The organism is Pannonibacter sp. Q-1, from assembly GCF_054073275.1.
In genome coordinates this window covers 631036-649031 of record NZ_JBSXNB010000001.1, presented here as the reverse complement: position 1 = coordinate 649031, position 17996 = coordinate 631036, and the positions used below count along the sequence as shown (strand labels likewise).

Genomic DNA, 17996 nt, shown 5'->3' with positions numbered 1-17996 from the left:
CTGGCCCTGTGGCCGGCTCCCTGCAGGATACCACGAGATCGGCCGGGCGCCCCGCCCCGGCCGGAAGGGGGTGCATATTGTCTTTTCCCGGTCTCTCTCTAGCCACCGCTGCACAGGCTGCCGGTTCATGGCCAGCCCAGGCGGTGGAGTGGCTGACCAGCCACAAGCTTCCCATAGGCCCCTGGGCAAGATCGGTGGTCGACTGGCTGACCACCAATGCCTACATGGTCTTTGATGCCATTTCCTACACAATCGAAGCCTTTATCGGCAGCCTGCTGTGGGTGCTGAAGACGCCGCATCCGCTGACGGTCGTCGCAGTCGTGACCGTTCTGGCCTATGTGGTCCGCCGCAACATCGGCTTCCCGCTGCTTGTGCTGGGCTCGCTGCTGCTGATCATCAATCAGGGCTACTGGACGGCCACGATGGATACGCTGGCGCTGGTGCTTGGCTCGACTGCAATCTGCATGGCTGTTGGCGTGCCGATTGGTGTCGTGGCTGCGCATAATCCGCGCTTCTATGCCTTCCTCCAGCCGGTGCTGGATCTGATGCAGACGATCCCGACCTTCGTCTATCTCATTCCCGCGCTCATTCTCTTCGGCCTCGGCATGGTGCCGGGCCTGATTGCCACGGTGATCTTCGCGCTGCCTGCACCGATCCGCCTGACGCAGCTGGGTGTGTCCTCGACGCCCACGCAGTTGATCGAGGCGGGCGAGGCCTTCGGCACCACCCGCTGGCAGCTTCTGTGGAAGGTGGAGCTTCCCTATGCCCTGCCGCAGATCATGGCCGGACTGACGCAGACAATCATGCTGTCCCTGTCGATGGTGGTGATTGCCGCGCTGGTGGGGGCCAACGGCCTCGGCGTGCCGACGCTGCGGGCACTCAATTCGGTCAACATCGCCATGGGCTTCGAGGTGGGTGTGGCCATCGTTCTGGTTGCCATCGTGCTTGACCGTTTCTTCAAGGGCCGTTCGGGCAAGACCCGCAAGGGAGGCGCGAATGACTGAAGCTGCCGTTTCCTTCCGCAATGTGGATATCGTCTTCGGCTCGGATCCGAAATCCGCCCTGCCGCTGATCGATGCGGGCCGCACCCGCACCGAAATCCAGAAAGAAACCGGCCAGACGCTGGGCGTTGCCGGTGCCACGTTCGACATCATGCCGGGCGAGGTGATCGTGCTGATGGGCCTGTCCGGGTCGGGCAAGTCCACGCTGCTGCGCGCCGTCAACGGGCTCAACCCGGTCATCCGGGGCGAGGCGCTGGTGCGGGATGAGGACGGGCTGGTCAATCCGGCCACCTGCGGCCCGGAGCGCCTGCGCCGGTTGCGCCGCAGCCGGGTGGCCATGGTGTTCCAGCAATTCGCCCTGCTGCCCTGGCGCACGGTGGCGGAGAATGTCGGCTTCGGGCTTGAGGTCGCAGGCATGCCGGTGGCCGAGCGGCGGCGCAAGGTGGCCGAGCAGCTGGAGCTGGTCGGCCTTGCAGGCGTTGGCGGCAAGCAGGTGCACGAGCTGTCCGGCGGCATGCAGCAGCGCGTCGGCCTTGCCCGCGCCTTTGCCACCGATGCGCCGATCCTGCTGATGGACGAACCTTTCTCGGCACTGGACCCGCTGATCCGCGACCGGCTGCAGGATGAGCTTCTGGAGCTGCAGAGCAAGCTTCACCGCACCATCATCTTCGTCAGCCATGACCTCGATGAAGCGGCCAAGATCGGCTCGCGCATTGCCATCATGGAAGGCGGGCGGATCATCCAGCTCGGCACGCCACAGGAGATCGTCCGCTCTCCGGCAACGCCCTATGTGGCGGATTTCGTCGCCCACATGAACCCGCTCAACGTGCTGCGCGCGCAGGATGTGATGGTGCCGGTGGAGGCGCAGGCCGCTGCCGCAGACGACTGTTCCCGCTGCGACCTTGCCACGCCCTTGCGCGAAGTCATCGCCCTCAAGCGCCAGTCGGCAGGCCCTGTCGTCGTGCTCGACGGCGGCGTCCCCGCCGGGCTCATCCGCGAGGGGGAACTGCTGGCGGCAATGGGATGAGGGGAGGCGCCTCTGCTGGGATGCGAGTGTCAGAGCAGTGGCATGACGGATAGCATAGGTTAGAGCTGTTAGGTTGACGCATCAGGTCCGGACATTGCCCGCACTGATGCCCTTGCTTTCTGGCTGGACGCCTCCGCCCCCCTCCCCACGAGGGGGAGGGGGGCTGAAACGCCTTGCTCGAATGACCAGATCGCAGTCCTTCTTCCAGTCCTCTCGCGGCCGTGACCTACGGTGAGGGCACGGCATGGATGCCATTGTCAGGGCAATGGCATGACGGATACGGATAGTGCAGGGGAAAGGTCTCCTCCGCGACAATCGTCTCAATCCGCCGGACGCTCCGGGTCGCGGGCGTGGCGGAGGGCTTCGAGGGCTTTCATGCGCTGCTCGCTGCGGGCCCAGTTTTCCTGCGTCACACCGGCAATCAAGGCCTCGGCGATGGCCATCAGGGCGGTGGAGGAATCCCACGGCGAGGGAACTGCAACGCGCGCAGGCAGCACATGGGCGGCAATGCGGGCGATTGGAGACATCCAGCTGTCGGTGATCAGCCCCACGGTCACCCCTTGCCGCGCGGCAGCCTCGGCAAAGCGGATGATTTCGGCCTGATAGCGGCGGATGTCGAAGACGACCAGCACATCCTTCGGTCCCATGCCGATCAGCTGGTCCAGCCAGTTGCCCTGCTGCCCGGCCACATGCTGCACGCCGGGGCGCACGATGCGCAGATGCGCGGCCATGTAACGGGCGAGCGCATCGGTGAAGCGCCCGCCGATGATGTGAACCGTCCGTTTTTCGTCGGCGAGCAGCCGGACGAAGGCTTCGATGTCCTTTTGCGGCAGATGCAGGAATGTCTCGCGCAGGTTCTCGACCAGCTTGTCGGCAAAGGCATTGCCGCAGCCCGAGCCTGCTTCCGGCAGCGCCGGGTCGCGGGCAAGGGGTGACTTCAGCTGGTTCTCAAGCTCCGCGCGCAGCCGCTTCTGAAAATCGGCAAAGCCGGGAAAGCCAAGCCTTGCGACAAAACGCAGGATTGTCGGGGAACTGACACCGGCAGCTTCCGCGAACTGGGCGACCGTCTCCAGACCCAGCATCGGATAATTGGCCAGAAGCGCCACCGCCGCCCGCCGTTCGGTGGTGGTGAACTCGTCCAGCCGCTCCCGGATTTCCTCGGTCAGTGCGCGTTCCATGGGCTGTTCCCGGTTCTGTCTGCCGCTTGAGAAGGCAGGTGGCACATGTTGGGCAGGTGCCTTCGTTTTGTGTTTGACACGGCTTCAAACTGTGTATCAAATCATACACAGACAGCCGGACTTCGCAAATCTGTAACAAAAAATACAAGCGCAGATCCGGCCGCCAGAGGTATCGGGAGCAGCTATGGGGCAGGCAGGAGAGCCGCAGCCGGAGCACGGCACAGGTGCGGCCATTTCCATCGAGAACCGCCAGGGGCAGAGCGATTTTGTCCTGCTTGTCGATCACGCCTCCAACGTGATTCCGCCGGAGTATGGCGACCTTGGCCTCAGCGCGGAAGCCCGTGTTGCGCATATCGCCTGGGACCCCGGTGCACTGGGCACCGCCCGCGAGATGGCGCGGCTCATGGATGCGCCGCTGATCTATCCGCTGGTGTCGCGTCTCATCATCGACTGCAACCGTCAGCATGATGCCCATGACCTGATCCCGGCCGTCAGCGAGACGACCCGCATTCCCGGCAACGAAAATCTGACGGACGAAGAAAAGCAGAAGCGCATCGCGCTGGCGCATGCCCCGTTCCATGCGGCGGCGGAAGCCGTGCTCGCAGAACGGGATGCACGCGGACAGGCCAGCATCGTTGTTTCGGTGCACACCTACACCCCGGTCTACAAGGGCGTCAGCCGCCCGTGGGAAATCGGCATCATCGCTGCGGAAGACCGGCGGCTGGCCGATTTTCTGATCCGGGAACTGGAGGCAGAAGGCGGACTGACGGTAGGCGACAATGAGCCCTATTCCCCCGCTGACGGGGTCTATTACACAGTGAACCGGCATGGAGAATCCCAGGGCCGGGCCTGTGTCATGATCGAGGTGCGCAACAACGAGCTGGTGACGGCAGAGCAGGAACGGGAATGGGGCGCAAGGCTCGCCCGCATTCTGGAGGCCGCCCGTGCCCGGATTGGCCTGTCCGGCGGCAAGGGGAGCGGCGATGCCTAGAGCGGCCCTTGCCTATATCCGCTGGGTGGATGGCTTCAACCGGGGGCTCGGGCGGCTCGTCATGTACGGGCTCTTCATCCTGATGGCGATCCTGTTGTGGTCGTCCATCTCCAAGACCTTCTTCCAGCCCTCGCTCTGGACACTGGAAGCGGCGCAGTTCGCCATGGTCACCTATTACATTCTCGGCGGCCCCTATGCCCTGCAGGCGGGCGGCAGCGTGCGGATGGATCTTTTCTATGCGGACTGGTCCCTGAAAAAGAAGGCGTGGTTCGATGCCTTCACGGTGTTCCTGCTGATCTTCTATCTCGGTGTGCTGTTCTATGGCGCCATGGGCTCTGCGGCCTATTCGCTCGGCTATTTCGGCACCCAGCCGTTCCACTTCTTTGGTGATCTGATCTACGCCTATGTCACCGGCGGCAGTGAGGCGGCCGGAAAGGTGCTGGGCTTTCTGGAGCGCAGCCGCAGCGCCTGGCGGCCTGAACTCTGGCCGATCAAATTCGTCATGTGCTTCGGTTTCCTGCTCATGCTGCTGCAGGCCTTCTCCGAATTCCTGAAGGATATTGCGCGCATCCGTGGGGAGGAAATCTGATGTCCTACGAGATGATCGCCATCCTGATGTTCTCCTCGATGATGCTGATGCTCCTCACCGGGCAGCGCGTCTTCGGGGCCATCGGCGGCATTGCCACCATCGCCTCGCTGGCCCTGTGGGGCACGGGCTCCTACGACATTCCCTTCGCGCAGGCCATGAAGCTGATGGCCTGGTATCCGCTGCTCACCCTGCCGATGTTCATCTTCATGGGCTATGTGCTGTCGGAATCGAAGATCGCCGAAGACCTCTACCGCATGTTCCATGTGTGGATGGGGCCGGTCAGCGGCGGCCTTGCCATAGGCACGATCCTGCTGATGGTGCTGGTTTCGGCCATGAACGGGCTCTCCGTCGCGGGCATGGCCATCGGCGCCACCATCGCCCTGCCGGAGCTTTTGCGGCGCGGCTATGACAAGCGTATGGTCACCGGCGTCATTCAGGCCGGATCGTCTCTTGGCATCCTCGTGCCGCCGTCTGTGGTGCTGGTGCTCTATGCCATGATCGCTCGCGCACCCGTTGGCCAGTTGTGGCTGGCCGGCGTCCTGCCGGGGCTGATGATGGCCGCCATGTTCATCCTCTATGTGGCGGTGCGCTGCGCCCTGCAGCCGAGGCTCGGGCCGGCGCTGCCGGTGGAAGAGCGCAACATCCCCATGGGGGAAAAGCTGCGGCTGCTCTCCGCCGGCCTTTTGCCCATCGGCATTTTCCTCGTCATGATGGTGCCCTTCGTCAAGGGCTGGACCAGCCTTGTTGAAAGCTCGGCCATCGGCGCGATTGCGGCGCTTGCCGTGGCGCTTGTCAAGCGGCGCATGACGCGGCAGATCTTCCAGTCCTGCGTGCGCCAGACGCTGCTGATCTCCTGCATGTTCATGTGGATCATCCTTGCCGCTCTCGGCTTCGGCGCCGTGTTCGACGGGCTCGGGGCGGTGAAGGCGATCGAGAGCTTCTTCACGGTGGAACTGGGGCTCAACCCCTGGACCATCCTGATCCTGATGCAGGTGTCCTTCCTCGTCATGGGCACGTTCCTGGATGACACGGCCATGCTGGTGATCGTCGCGCCGCTTTATGTGCCGCTGGTGGCCAAGCTCGACCTCGGCCTGCCGCCCGATCAGGTGCTGATCTGGTACGGCGTGCTCTACACGATCACCACGCAGATTGCCTACATGACGCCGCCCTTCGGCTACAACCTGTTCCTGATGCGCGCCATGGCGCCGCCGGAGATCAGGCTCAGCGACATTTACGCCTCCATCGTCCCGTTTGTTCTGGTGATGATCCTGGCGCTCGTTATCATCATGCTGTTTCCGCAGGTGGCGCTCTGGCTGCCGCAGCAGGTCTACGGATAGGGCGCGCGGGCAGGGTGCCCGCGTGCAGGCAAGGCAATCCGCTTTTCCCGCATTTTTGGCGCGGGGCAAGGCGGACGGGGAGGACTGAAACCGGACGGGCGCACGGGGCAATCCGCAAGGCCGTCACTTCGGGGAAGCCGGACAGGCAAGAACAAGGCCGCAAAGGCAGCTGTCCGGGACACCATGATCATGACCAACAGGGGAGTTAGCAGACATGACCAGCAGACGTGAATTCCTGAAGAATGCGGGCCTTGGTGCAACGGTTGCAGCAGGCGCCACCACGCTGGCCGCTCCGGCGGTTCTCGCCCAGGCGCCGATCAAGTGGCGCCTGCAGACCTATGCCGGGCCTGCCCTTGGCGAGCACGTGATCAAGCCGGCCATCGATGCCTTCAATGCGGCGGCCAACGGCCAGATGGAAATCGAGCTGTTCTACGCCGACCAGTTGGTGCCGACCTCCGAACTGTTCCGCGCCATGCAGCGCGGCACCATCGATGCGGTGCAGTCTGACGACGACTCCATGGCCTCGCCCACCGAAGTGACCGTTTTCGGCGGCTACTTCCCCTTCGCCACGCGCTACTCGCTCGATGTGCCGGTGCTGTTCAACCAGTATGGCCTCAAGGAAATCTGGGAAGAGGAATATGCGCGCGTCGGCGTGAAGCACATTTCCGCCGGTGCCTGGGACCCGTGCCACTTCGCCACCAAGGACCCGATCAACTCCCTGGCCGATCTCAAGGGCAAGCGCATCTTCACCTTCCCGACCGCCGGCCGCTTCCTGTCGCAGTTCGGTGTCGTGCCGGTCACCCTGCCGTGGGAAGACATTCAGACGGCGGTGCAGACCGGAGAGCTGGACGGCATCGCCTGGTCCGGCATCACCGAGGATTACACCGTCGGCTGGGCGGATGTGACCAAGTACTTCCTCACCAACAACATCTCGGGCGCCTGGATCGGCCACTTCTTCGCCAACATGGACCGCTGGAACGAGCTGCCGGATCACCTGAAGATCATGCTGCAGCTCGCCATGGACTCCTCCCATCTCTACCGTCAGTGGTGGTACTGGGGCGGCGAGGCGGACCTGCGCGTCAACGGCACCAAGCTGCAGCTGACCTCCATTCCGGACGAGGAATGGGCCACGGTGGAAGCCGCTGCGGGCAAGTTCTGGGACGAGATTGCCGCCGAGTCCGAGACCAAGGCCAAGGTGGTCGAGATCATCAAGACCTACAACGCCGCCATGGCCAAGGCTGGCCGTCCGTACCGTTACGGCTGATCCGGCGCAAGGCTTGCGGCGGCGCGGAGCTTCGCGCCGCTGCCTGCGATCAACGGCGGCGCGGGAGGCTGCGCCGCCCGGTCACTTTCAAGAATGAACGGAACGATCATCCAGATGGCTGCCAACATGACATTCGACGCCCTGAAACAGGCCGTTCAGGAAGGTACGGTCGACACGGTTCTGGCCTGTATCATCGACATGCAGGGCCGCCTGATGGGCAAGCGCTTCCACGCGCGCCACTTCATCGACAGCGCCTATGACGAGACCCATTGCTGCAACTATCTGCTGGCAACGGATCTCGAAATGTACACGGTCGAAGGCTATGCCTCGACCAGCTGGTCGCGCGGCTATGGCGACTATGTGATGAAACCGGACCTGTCCACCATCCGCCGCCTCGGCTGGCTGGAGGGCACGGTGATGGTGCTGTGCGACGTGCAGGATCACCACACCCACGCCAACGTGCCGCATTCGCCCCGCGCCCTGCTGAAGGGGCAGGTGGCCCGGCTGAAGGACATGGGCTTTCAGGCGATGATGGCGACGGAGCTGGAGTTCTTCCTGTTCGAGAAGAGCTTCGACGAGATCCGCAAGTCCGGCTTCCGCGATCTGGAGCCGATCTCCGCCTATAACGAGGATTACCACATCCTCGCCACCACCAAGGAAGAGCATGTGATGCGCCCGGTGCGCAACCATCTCTACAATGCGGGCATCCCGGTGGAAAACACCAAGGGCGAGGCCGAGGCCGGGCAGGAGGAGCTGAACATCCGCTACGCGCCCGCCATGCTCTGCGCCGACTATCACACCATCGCCAAACATGCGGTGAAGGAGATCGCCTGGCAGAAGGGGCACGGCGTCACCTTCCTGCCCAAGTGGCACAAGGACCGCACGGGCTCATCTGCCCATATCCACCAGTCGCTGTGGACGCTGGACGGCAAGCCCGCCTTCTTCGATGCTGCAGACAGCCTCGGCATGTCGGCGCTGATGAAGCACTACATGGCGGGCCTCATCAAATATGCGGGCGACTACACCTATTTCCTGGCGCCCTATGTGAACAGCTACAAGCGCTTTCAGCGCGGCACTTTTGCGCCCACCCGCACGGTCTGGTCCATCGACAACCGTACGGCTGGCTTCCGCCTCTGTGGCGAGGGCTCGAAGGGCGTGCGCGTGGAATGCCGTATTGGCGGCTCGGACCTCAACCCCTATCTGGCCCTTGCAGCCCAGATCGCGGCCGGTATTCGCGGCATCGAGGAAAAGCTGGAACTTGCCCCGCCGATGACCGGCGACATCTATCAGGCGCAGAAGGCCAAGCAGATCCCCCGCACCCTGCGCGATGCGACGGAGACCCTGCGCAAGTCGAAGATGCTGCGCGAGGCTTTCGGTGACGGCGTTGTCGAGCATTACGCCCGCGCCGGGGAATGGGAGCAGGAGGAATTCGACCGCGTTGTCACGGATTACGAACTGGCCCGCGGGTTTGAGAGGTGCTGAAATAGGTACATTATATGCACTGTTGATGAGTGTGTTGTTTTCCCGTACGATTGTGACAGATGATGCACAGCGTGCGAAGGAGCTTGGCGATGCACAAGTATGATCCGCTTGGAACCTATTTGAAGTCCGGAAAGTTCGAGACTCTCTCGATGACCTTTTCGGAAATCGAAAGGTTGATCGACGGCAGCCTGCCGGCCTCGGCGCGCAAGCACCGGGCCTGGTGGAGCAACAACCCAAGCAACAGTGTTATTACAAAAGCATGGCTCGATGCCGGCTATGTGACGGCCAATGTGGATCTGGCGGCGGAAAGGCTGACTTTCCGCAAGGCGCATAAGGATCAAACCGTGCAGACAGTGAAGGCGGTCCGTCCGGCGGCCAGCATCTTCGGCTGCATGAAGGGAACGCTGACGGTCCTGTCGGAGGACGATCTCGTGCAGCCTGCCGACGGGGGGTGGGGGAAGGTCTACGAGGATGTCTGAGCCGCTGCTGCTCGACACATGCGCCATGATCTGGCTGTCGCAGGGGGCTCCGGTCTCTGATGCGGCGATGAAGGCCATTGGCGCGGTGGATACGGCGAAGCATCCCCTTCGCCTGTCTGTCATGTCGGCGTGGGAGCTTGGTGTGCTTGTGGCCAAGGGGCGGCTGGCATCGACCAAGCCGCCGCTGCGCTGGTTTGAGGAATTTGTCGATGTGGCAGGCATTCAGGTGGAAGAGGTGACGGCGGGCATTCTGATCGCCTCCTCCTATCTGCCGGAGCCGGTTCACAACGACCCGATGGACAGAATTCTGATTGCAACAGCCCGTGAACACGATCTCACCATCGTCACACGGGATCGTGCCATCCTCGCTTATGGCGAGGCGGGCCATGTCAGGACACTTGCCTGCTGATGCGGGCACAACGGCTTTTGCCAACTGGAAGAAGAACATGACCGAAACAATCAAGCTGATATCGCCGGTCGATGGATCGGTTTACGCCGAAAGGGCTGCTGCAGACGCCGCGGCGGTTGACCGGGCGGTCACGGCGGCGAAGGCAGCACAGCCGGGCTGGGCGGCAACGCCGCTGGAAACGCGCATCGGCCTGTGCCTGAAGGCACTTGAGGCGCTGCTGGCGATGAATGAGGAAATCGTGCCGGAACTGGCCTGGCAGATGGGCCGCCCGGTGCGTTTCGGCGGCGAGAAGGGTGGCGTGGAAGAGCGCGCCCGCTACATGGCCAGCATCGCCAAGGATGCACTGGCCAATATCGTTCCGCCGGAGCGCCCCGGTTTCAAGCGCTACCTCAAGATGGAGCCGCTGGGCCTCGTCATGGTCATTGCGCCGTGGAACTATCCGTTCCTGACGGCCGGAAACACCATCTTCCCGGCACTGATGGCAGGCAATGTGGTGCTGCTGAAGCACGCCGCCCAGACCCTGCTGGTGGGCGAGCGCTTTGCCGAGGCCTTCAAGAAGGCCGGACTGCCGGAGGGCGTGTTCCAGAACATCGTCATGACCCACGAGGGCACGGAAAGGCTGCTCGGCTCCGGTCTTGTCGATCATGTCAACTTCACTGGCTCGGTTGCAGGCGGCAAGGCCATTGAAAAGGCCCTGGCCGGCACCTTTGCCACCATGGGGCTGGAGCTGGGCGGCAAGGACCCGGCCTATGTCATGGCCGATGCCGACCTCGACTATGCCGTCGCCAATCTGGTGGATGGCGCCTTCTTCAACTCCGGCCAGTGCTGCTGCGGCATCGAGCGCATCTATGTGCATGAGAGCCGCTATGACGCCTTCGTGGACGGTTTTGTCGACCTGACCAAGCAGTACAAGCTCGGCAATCCGCTCGATGCGGAAACCACCATCGGCCCCATGGCGCAGACGCGTTTTGCCACCTGGGTGCGCGAGCAGACGGAAGAGGCGCTGCGCAAGGGCGCCAAGGCCCATATCGACACGTCCGCCTTCCCGATGGACAAGGCCGGAACGCCCTACCTCGCCCCGCAGGTGCTGACCAATGTCAATCACCAGATGTCGGTGATGCGTGAGGAGAGCTTCGGCCCGGTCGTCGGCATCATGAAGGTGAAGGACGATGCGGAAGCCATCCAGCTGATGAATGACAGCCCCTATGGCCTCACCGCCTCGATCTGGACGGAAGACCTCGACGCGGCCGAGCGGATCGGCGGCGAGATCGACACCGGCACTGTCTTCATGAACCGCTGCGACTATGTGGACCCCGGCCTTGTCTGGACCGGCGTGAAGGACACCGGCAAGGGCGCCGCCCTGTCGCAGGTGGGCTTCGCCAACCTGACGCGGCCCAAGTCCTTCCATCTGCGCAAGGAGCACTGAACCGGATTTGCGGCGCTGGCTGGACAATGATGTGAAGGTACGCAGTGTTGCAGATGCCTTCGATCTTGCCGCAGCGCCCCTCTCCCCCCTTGAGGGGGAGATGTCTGCGTAAGCAGACAGAGGGGGGTATCAGCGCCGCAGCAGAAATGGCTTTCCGGTTGAACCGGAAGGCCGATACCCCCACCCCTAACCCCTCCCCTCAAGGGGGAGGGGGACGTTCTGCGGACTGATTTCGAGACCTTCAATCTGAAAGCCTGAACCATGACCACCGTTCCCTCTGTCAACTGGTCCTATCCGACTGCCGTGCGCTTTGGTGCCGGGCGCATCAAGGAGCTGGCCGCCGTCGTGAAGCTTGCGGGCATGAAGCGCCCGCTGCTGGTCACCGACCCCGGCCTTGCCAAGCTGCCGATGACCGCTGCCATGCTCGACCTGCTCAAGGCCGATGGTATCGAGGCTGCCGTCTTCTCGGACGTGAAGCCCAACCCGGTCGACAGCAACATTTCCGCAGGCGTTGCCGCCTACAAGGCAGGCGGCCACGATGGCGTCATCGCCGTGGGCGGCGGCTCGGGCCTTGATGCGGGCAAGCTGATTGCCTTCATGTCGGGCCAGACCCGTCCGATCTGGGACTTCGAGGATATTGGCGACTGGTACACCCGCGCCGATCCGGCCGGCATTGCCCCGATCGTCGCCGTGCCCACCACTGCCGGTACGGGCTCGGAAGTCGGCCGCGCCGGTGTGGTCACCAATGAGGAGACCCACACCAAGAAGGTGATCTTCCACCCGAAGATGCTGCCTGCTTACGTCCTCTGCGATCCGGAACTGACCACCGGCATGCCGCGCATGATCACCGTCGGCACCGGTATGGACGCACTGGCCCATTGCCTTGAGGCCCTGTGCTCGCCCTTCTATCACCCGATGTCGGAAGGCATCGCCGTGGAAGGTGCCCGCCTTGCGCTGGAAAACCTGCCGCTGGTTGCTGCCAATGGGCAGGATCTGGTGGCACGCGGCCACATGATGAGCGCCGGTGCCATGGGCGCGGTGGCCTTCCAGAAGGGCCTTGGCGCCATCCACGCCCTGTCCCATCCGGTCGGCGCGCTTTATGACACGCACCATGGCATGACCAATGCGGTCTTCATGCCCTATGTGCTGAAGTTCAACCGTTCCGCCATCGAGGCCAAGATCGAGCGTCTGGCCGGGTTCTGCGGGATCAAGGGCGGCTTCGACGGCTTCCTGGAGCATATCCTGAAGATGCGCGCCGATCTCGGCGTGCCCCACACCATCGGCGGCCTCGGTGTCGATGGCGCCAAGCGTGACCTGATCGCGGACATGGCCATCGTTGACCCGACAGCAGGCGGCAACCCGGTCGAACTCACCCGCGACGCCGCCCTTGCCATCTTCGATGCAGCCCTCTCCGGCGAGCTGTGATCTGCGGGCGAAGATGATCTGAACTGACGGAAGGCGCGGCCCGTGAGGGCTGCGCCTTTTGTGTTTAAACCCCTCCTTCGTCATACCGGACGCAGCGAAGCGGAGATCCGGTACCGGTGAGCCAAGGCTTTAAGGTTCTGGTTCCGTCAACCAATTTGCACCCCGGCTCACCGGTCCCCGCTTGCGTTTCGCTTGGCGGGGATGACGATGGAGAGGCAGCAGGTGCAGCGGCCCGGTGCGCAGCGCTCTTATATCGGCTAGGCTTCCCGTCCAGTCTCAATCACTCCGTCAGGAAATCTCATGAATAGCGAAGATGATGCCGCCCGCCGCAAGCGCATTTCCGTGCGCGCCCGCCGGATGGTCTATGAGGGTCGGTGCACGGTGGAGGAGATCACCGTGGATCAGGACCGCAGCGATGGCGGGCAGCAGACCATCGTGCGTGAGGTGGTGCGCTATGGCCGCAATGTGGTGGCCATCCTGCCGGTGGACCGCACGCGCAAATGCCTGCTGCTCTGCCGCCAGCTGCGGGTGCCGGTGATGGCCGATCAGGACGACCCGTTCCCCTGGGAGGTTTGCGCGGGCCGCCTAGAGGAGGGCGAGGACGTGCTGGACGGGGCAAGGCGCGAGCTGATGGAAGAGTTCGGCGTCGAGGCGCAGGCGCTGAAACTGGCCTGTTCCAGCTATTCCAGCCCCGGCATTCTGGGCAGCCGGGTGGATCATTTCCTCTGTGACTACACCGGGACTGAACGCCAGCGCGGCGGCGGTCTGGTGGAGGAGGGTGAGGATATCACCGTCCATGAGCTTACCTGTGTGCAGGCGGCCAAGCTGTGGCAGCAGGGCGCAATACGTGATGCCAAGGCCTTGATCCTGTTGCAGCATCTGATGCTGACGGAGCCGGAACTCTTTTCCGGCGCGGATTGATTGCACCGGCGTTTTTCATCCGTTAGCGTGCAAATCATGTAACGCGCGGACGGGAGGACGGCGGGCCGGAAAGCGCGGCGCAGCCTGTCAGTTCCGCGAGCAGGGAGGAAGTCATGCCATTACGGACCATTGCGGCAGAAGGCGTTCTGAAGCCGGCGGCCATCATCGATGGTGAGCGGGTGTTCACGCCGGACGGGCAGGTGTTTGAAAGCCTGTGCCCCTCGGATGGCAAGGTCATCGCCCTCATCCCGCGCTGCGATGCGGCGGAAGTCGGCCGGGCTGTCGCCGCCGCCCGCAAGGCCTTCGAGACTGGCCCCTGGCCGAAGCTGACGGCGGCAGACCGTGGCCGGCTGCTTATGAAGCTGTCGGCGCTGGTCACTGAACATCATGACGAGCTTGCCGCGCTGGAAAGCCTTGATGCCGGCAAGCCGCTGAAGCAGGGCAAGGCGGATATCACCGCGCTGGCCCGCTACTTCGAATTCTACGGCGGAGCGGCAGACAAGGTGATGGGGGATACGATCCCCACGGCTGACGGCTTTCTGGCCATGACCCTGCGCGAGCCGCATGGCGTTGTCGGCGGCATCATCCCCTGGAACTATCCGGCACAGATCATGGGCCGTGTCGCCGGTGCAGCGCTGGCCATGGGCAACACGCTGGTGCTGAAGCCGGCGGAAGACGCCTGTCTCAGCGTGCTGCGCGTCGCCGAACTGGCGCTGGAAGCAGGCTTTCCGGCGGGTGTCTTCAACGTGGTTCCGGGGCTGGGCTCCGAGGCCGGGGCTGCCCTCTCCAACCATCCGGGGCTCGATTACCTCACCTTCACCGGCTCGCCGGAAGTGGGGGTGATGATCCAGACCGCAGCGGCCAAGAACCACATCGGCTGCACGCTGGAACTGGGTGGCAAGTCGCCGCAGATCGTCTTTGACGATGCCGACCTCGGCGCGGCGCTGCCGGTCATCGTCAATGCCATCATCCAGAACTGCGGCCAGACCTGTTCGGCCGGCAGCCGCGTGCTGGTGCACAAGGGCATCTGGGATGCGGTGGTGGAGGGCCTGCGCGCCCGCATCCGCACCCTCGTGTCCGGCCCGCACAGCGCCGATCTTGATCTTGGGCCGCTGATCAATGCGGGCCAGCTGCGGCGCGTGCAGTCCTTCGTGGACCGGGCGCTGGCCGATGGCATTCCGCTGATTGCGGAAGGGGCGATTGCGCCGGATGCCTCCAGCGAAGGCCATTTCGTGCCTGCCCGCGTCTTTGGTCCGGTACCTGCCGATCACCTGATCGCGCGTGAGGAAATCTTCGGCCCCGTTCTGTCGCTCATTCCCTTCCGCGATGAGGAAGAGGCGCTGCGCATTGCCAATGGCACCGAGTTCGGCCTGGTGGCAGGCGTGTGGACGCGGGACGCCCAGCGGGCGGTGCGCGTGGCCAAGGCCGTGCGCGCAGGTCAGGTCTTCGTCAACGCCTATGGCGCGGGCGGCGGCATTGAACTGCCCTTCGGCGGCTTCAAGAAGTCCGGCCATGGCCGCGAGAAGGGCTTTGAGGCGCTCTACGATTTCTCGGCAACCAAGACACTGGTGCTGCGCCACGGCTGACGCAGCACACCCCAATACGTCAGCAATTCAGGGAGGAATTCATGGCAGACCGGCTCAAGGGCAAGGTGGCAGTCATCACGGGCGCAGGCTCCGGCTTTGGCGAGGGCATGGCCAAGCTCTTTGCCAGCGAGGGGGCGAAGGTCATCGTCGCCGATCTCAACGGCGAAGCGGCGGCGCGTGTGGCCTCGGAAATCGGCGAGGCCGCCATTGCGGTGACGGCAGACGTGACGGTGCGGGCCGATGTGGAGGCGATGGTGACAGCGGCCACCGGGCATTTCGGGCGGCTCGATATCCTCGTCAACAACGCCGGCTATTCCCACCGCAACGGCTCCATGCTGGGCGTCGATGAGGAAACCTTCGACCGCATTTTCGATGTGAACGCCAAGGCCATCTATCTGGCGGCCCTTGCTGTCGTACCTGTGATGGAAGCGCAGGGCGGCGGTGTCATCATCAACACCGCCTCCACCGCAGGCCTGCGGCCGCGTCCGGGCCTCACTTGGTACAATGCCTCCAAGGGCTGGGCCATCACGGCCACCAAATCCATGGCGGTGGAACTGGCCCCGGCGAAGATCCGCGTCAACGCTCTCTGCCCGGTGGCTGGCGAGACCGGCATGCTGCATCTTTTCATGGGTGAGGACACGCCGGAAAAGCGCGCCCAGTTCCGCGCCTCCATCCCGCTCGGCCGCCTCTCCACCCCGCAGGACATCGCCAACGCGGCCCTGTGGCTCGCCTCTGACGACGCCGAGTTCATCACCGGCGTCGCCCTCGAAGTCGACGGCGGCCGCTGCATCTGAGGATACAGGCCTTCAAAAAGGAACCGGCGGCCAGACGGCCGCCGGTTCTGTTTTCAGGAGTGGCGGTCTTCAGTTCCAGACAGCGCTCGCGTCTGTTTTGGCGCTTTCGAGTACGTAATCCGTATCTTCCGGCAGCATGAGGCCTTCGGCGATCAGACCATCGGCAGCTGCTTTCACGGCATCCAGATAGGCCTGCTGGTCCTTGTAGCGTGCCTCGATTGGATCGCGGCTGTCATTGGCATCGGCCTTTGCCGGGAAAGGCTGGTAGCTTCCGGCCAGGCTGCACAGCTGACCTTCGGCAAAGTCCTTTGCGCGCAGGTTCCAGCCCATATAGGTGCCGAGCGGGGCAGCAATGACGGGCAAGCGGATGCCACCCAGAGGAATGCCGTCCTTGTCAACCGGAGGGACATATTCGGCATAGGCAGCGCCCCGAGCCGGTGGCTGCACGGAATGGTCCATCACCCGCAGCGTGTTGAACTTCGGCTGGGCTGCCGTACCGCCAATGACCGGCAGCTTCAGATCTTCCACCTTGACCAGAGTTTCCTCTGAGAATGTGGGATAGCGGCTTGCAGGCGGCGCTTTGTCTTCCGCCACCCAGTCCTCCATCGCGGCATAAAGCGCCCGCATGACCGGTGCCGCACTCAGCGGGTTCGTGGGGTGGGTGCAGGTCTGGCTCATCTCCGGCTTGAGGCCCCAGCCGTTGAAATGGGGCACACCGGCGAGGAAATAGAGCCTGACATTGTCAGGCATCGTCAGCGTCTCCCCTTCGGGCGAAGCTGACACCAGATAGGCCCGTCCCTGCCAGAACTCCGTCGAGGTGTCCGTGTGCATGATCTTCGGACAGGTATTGCTTGCGGTACAGGCACTCAGAATGCTTTCCCGTCTGTTTGTCAGCGGATCGGTCGTAAGGGCATAGGTGAAGGGAAACTGGTCGCCCGGATAATCATGGTCCTCATGCTGGCGGGAGTAACGGCCGGGCTGGGCAAAGCGGTAGTTGGTGTAGCTCTTGCGGGAGCCTGCGATATGCGCCATCGCCCCGTCGAAGACTTGCTGCCCGCCTTCATCGGCGTTGAAGCCCTGATAGATGAAGTCGCGGAGAAAGCGGCCGGACTGCGAAATGCCCATGCCGACCGTATATTTGATGCCGTTGAGCGGGGTCTCTGCGTCATGGCCGTCATTGCCGCGCAGGAAGGAGACCACGTCCCGTGTGGCGGCAAGGGCAAGGCCTGCGGGCACGGCGCCCTCGGCCGGATAAACGAAATCATAGATCGCCCCGGAATCCAGTCCGGCAGGGCGGGTGATCTCGATCTCGGTGTTGCTGACATATTTGAAGGTGAGACCTTCCGGGGCGGCAGGCGCATCATCCGCAGTGGCGCGGACCGTCAGCCTCGCTTTCGACGGATCAAGGTCTGCGGCCGGATAGGTGAGGGGGATCTTTCCCGTTTCGCCCGGCTTGTCGAAGATCATCTGCTCACGGGACATGCCCGTGACGCCTGGCAGCTTCGGCAGGGTGATGTTGATGCCTGCCTCCGGCGCGTCGAACTGCCAGCCGCTCCAGACCACCGTGCTGCCCCGGTTCATGAGAAAGCCGTCTCCGGCATCTTCGGCCTTGGCGGGCACGCCAGTTCCTGCCGAACGGTTGAGCAGCGTGAAACTCAGGTTCCGCCCCCGGTTGGGCACTTCATAGAACAGGACAGGTGATTGCTTGGCCGCATCGGCCGGGCGCAGAATGAAGACCTCGGTGGTGAATTCCACTTCCCCCCTGGCATTGCGGGGCGCCTTGTCCAGATCGGCAATTCCGGCATTGGCCGGTGCATCCGGGTCAACCGCGATGGTGGCGATGGCGTCGATCCGCTCATAGGTGCCCGTATCTGCGAAAGCAGCGCCCTCGAAGGCGGGGCTGGCCGACTGGATCTGGAACCCGGTCACGCGGGCGTCTGCGGTGCCCGGCAGCACTGTTGCCGCCAGGAGAACCGCCGGCAGAGCATGTTTTCCTCTCATGATTTTTCCTCCCATGCCGCTTGAGACTGTCAAGCGTGCATGATCGTGAGGCATTTTTGCGCACAGAGTCAATAATCTTGCATACA

The 17996-nt window shown here is 63.5% G+C and carries 16 protein-coding genes; 14 read left to right on the top strand and 2 right to left on the bottom strand.

Annotated elements, in window-relative coordinates; all coding sequences use genetic code 11:
• Positions 1-143: 143 nt before the first annotated feature.
• On the top strand, positions 144-1004 hold the full coding sequence (gene choW / locus ACVNHC_RS02950) for a choline ABC transporter permease subunit (RefSeq protein WP_026355441.1): 861 nt from the start codon (positions 144-146) through the stop codon (positions 1002-1004).
• Positions 997-2028 (top strand): choline ABC transporter ATP-binding protein, encoded by a 1032-nt coding sequence (choV, locus tag ACVNHC_RS02945; protein ID WP_122519312.1) that lies wholly within the window; start codon positions 997-999, stop codon positions 2026-2028. Before choW ends, choV begins: the two co-directional genes overlap by 8 nt.
• A gap of 320 nt (positions 2029-2348) precedes the next feature.
• On the opposite strand, the gene ACVNHC_RS02940 is transcribed toward choV, so the two are convergent.
• Positions 2349-3206 carry a MurR/RpiR family transcriptional regulator gene (locus ACVNHC_RS02940; protein WP_457166389.1) on the bottom strand — a complete coding sequence of 286 codons (858 nt, stop codon included), beginning with the start codon at positions 3204-3206 and terminating at the stop codon, positions 2349-2351.
• A 184-nt stretch (positions 3207-3390) separates the two neighbouring features.
• On the opposite strand from ACVNHC_RS02940, the gene ACVNHC_RS02935 reads away from it, so the two are divergent.
• From ACVNHC_RS02935 to ACVNHC_RS02880, 12 genes are all read left to right on the top strand, one after another.
• On the top strand, positions 3391-4197 hold the full coding sequence (locus tag ACVNHC_RS02935) for an N-formylglutamate amidohydrolase (RefSeq protein ID WP_457166388.1): 807 nt from the start codon (positions 3391-3393) through the stop codon (positions 4195-4197).
• Positions 4190-4786, top strand: coding sequence for a TRAP transporter small permease subunit (locus tag ACVNHC_RS02930; protein ID WP_058897948.1), 597 nt, complete (start codon positions 4190-4192; stop codon positions 4784-4786). The genes ACVNHC_RS02935 and ACVNHC_RS02930 overlap by 8 nt, the downstream gene beginning before the upstream one ends.
• Complete coding sequence (locus ACVNHC_RS02925; protein WP_186392131.1) at positions 4786-6123, top strand: TRAP transporter large permease; 1338 nt, start codon at positions 4786-4788, stop codon at positions 6121-6123. The genes ACVNHC_RS02930 and ACVNHC_RS02925 overlap by 1 nt, the downstream gene beginning before the upstream one ends.
• Positions 6124-6337: 214 nt before the next feature.
• Entirely contained in the window at positions 6338-7387 is a 1050-nt protein-coding gene (gene dctP / locus ACVNHC_RS02920) for a TRAP transporter substrate-binding protein (protein WP_058897946.1), read from the top strand.
• 114 nt (positions 7388-7501) lie between these two features.
• Positions 7502-8869 carry a glutamine synthetase family protein gene (locus ACVNHC_RS02915; RefSeq protein WP_457166489.1) on the top strand — a complete coding sequence of 456 codons (1368 nt, stop codon included), beginning with the start codon at positions 7502-7504 and terminating at the stop codon, positions 8867-8869.
• An 89-nt stretch (positions 8870-8958) separates the two neighbouring features.
• Positions 8959-9348 (top strand): DUF7662 domain-containing protein, encoded by a 390-nt coding sequence (locus ACVNHC_RS02910; RefSeq protein WP_058897944.1) that lies wholly within the window; start codon positions 8959-8961, stop codon positions 9346-9348.
• Positions 9341-9757 (top strand): type II toxin-antitoxin system VapC family toxin, encoded by a 417-nt coding sequence (locus ACVNHC_RS02905; RefSeq protein ID WP_019963315.1) that lies wholly within the window; start codon positions 9341-9343, stop codon positions 9755-9757. The genes ACVNHC_RS02910 and ACVNHC_RS02905 overlap by 8 nt, the downstream gene beginning before the upstream one ends.
• 37 nt (positions 9758-9794) lie before the next feature.
• Positions 9795-11183, top strand: a complete 1389-nt coding sequence (locus ACVNHC_RS02900) for an aldehyde dehydrogenase family protein (protein WP_457166387.1) — start codon at positions 9795-9797, stop codon at positions 11181-11183.
• 261 nt (positions 11184-11444) lie between these two features.
• The gene (locus ACVNHC_RS02895) at positions 11445-12608 is read left to right on the top strand and encodes an iron-containing alcohol dehydrogenase (RefSeq protein ID WP_457166386.1); all 1164 of its coding nucleotides are present in this window, start codon (positions 11445-11447) and stop codon (positions 12606-12608) included.
• 300 nt (positions 12609-12908) lie between these two features.
• Positions 12909-13529 (top strand): NUDIX domain-containing protein, encoded by a 621-nt coding sequence (locus ACVNHC_RS02890; protein WP_457166385.1) that lies wholly within the window; start codon positions 12909-12911, stop codon positions 13527-13529.
• A 113-nt stretch (positions 13530-13642) separates the two neighbouring features.
• Positions 13643-15115 (top strand): aldehyde dehydrogenase family protein, encoded by a 1473-nt coding sequence (locus ACVNHC_RS02885; RefSeq protein ID WP_094462406.1) that lies wholly within the window; start codon positions 13643-13645, stop codon positions 15113-15115.
• 41 nt (positions 15116-15156) lie between these two features.
• Positions 15157-15909, top strand: coding sequence for an SDR family oxidoreductase (locus ACVNHC_RS02880; protein WP_094462405.1), 753 nt, complete (start codon positions 15157-15159; stop codon positions 15907-15909).
• Positions 15910-15978: 69 nt separating this feature from the next.
• Here ACVNHC_RS02880 and ACVNHC_RS02875 read toward each other — a convergent pair whose 3' ends face one another.
• Complete coding sequence (locus ACVNHC_RS02875) at positions 15979-17910, bottom strand: alpha/beta hydrolase domain-containing protein (protein ID WP_457166384.1); 1932 nt, start codon at positions 17908-17910, stop codon at positions 15979-15981.
• Positions 17911-17996 lie beyond the last annotated feature (86 nt).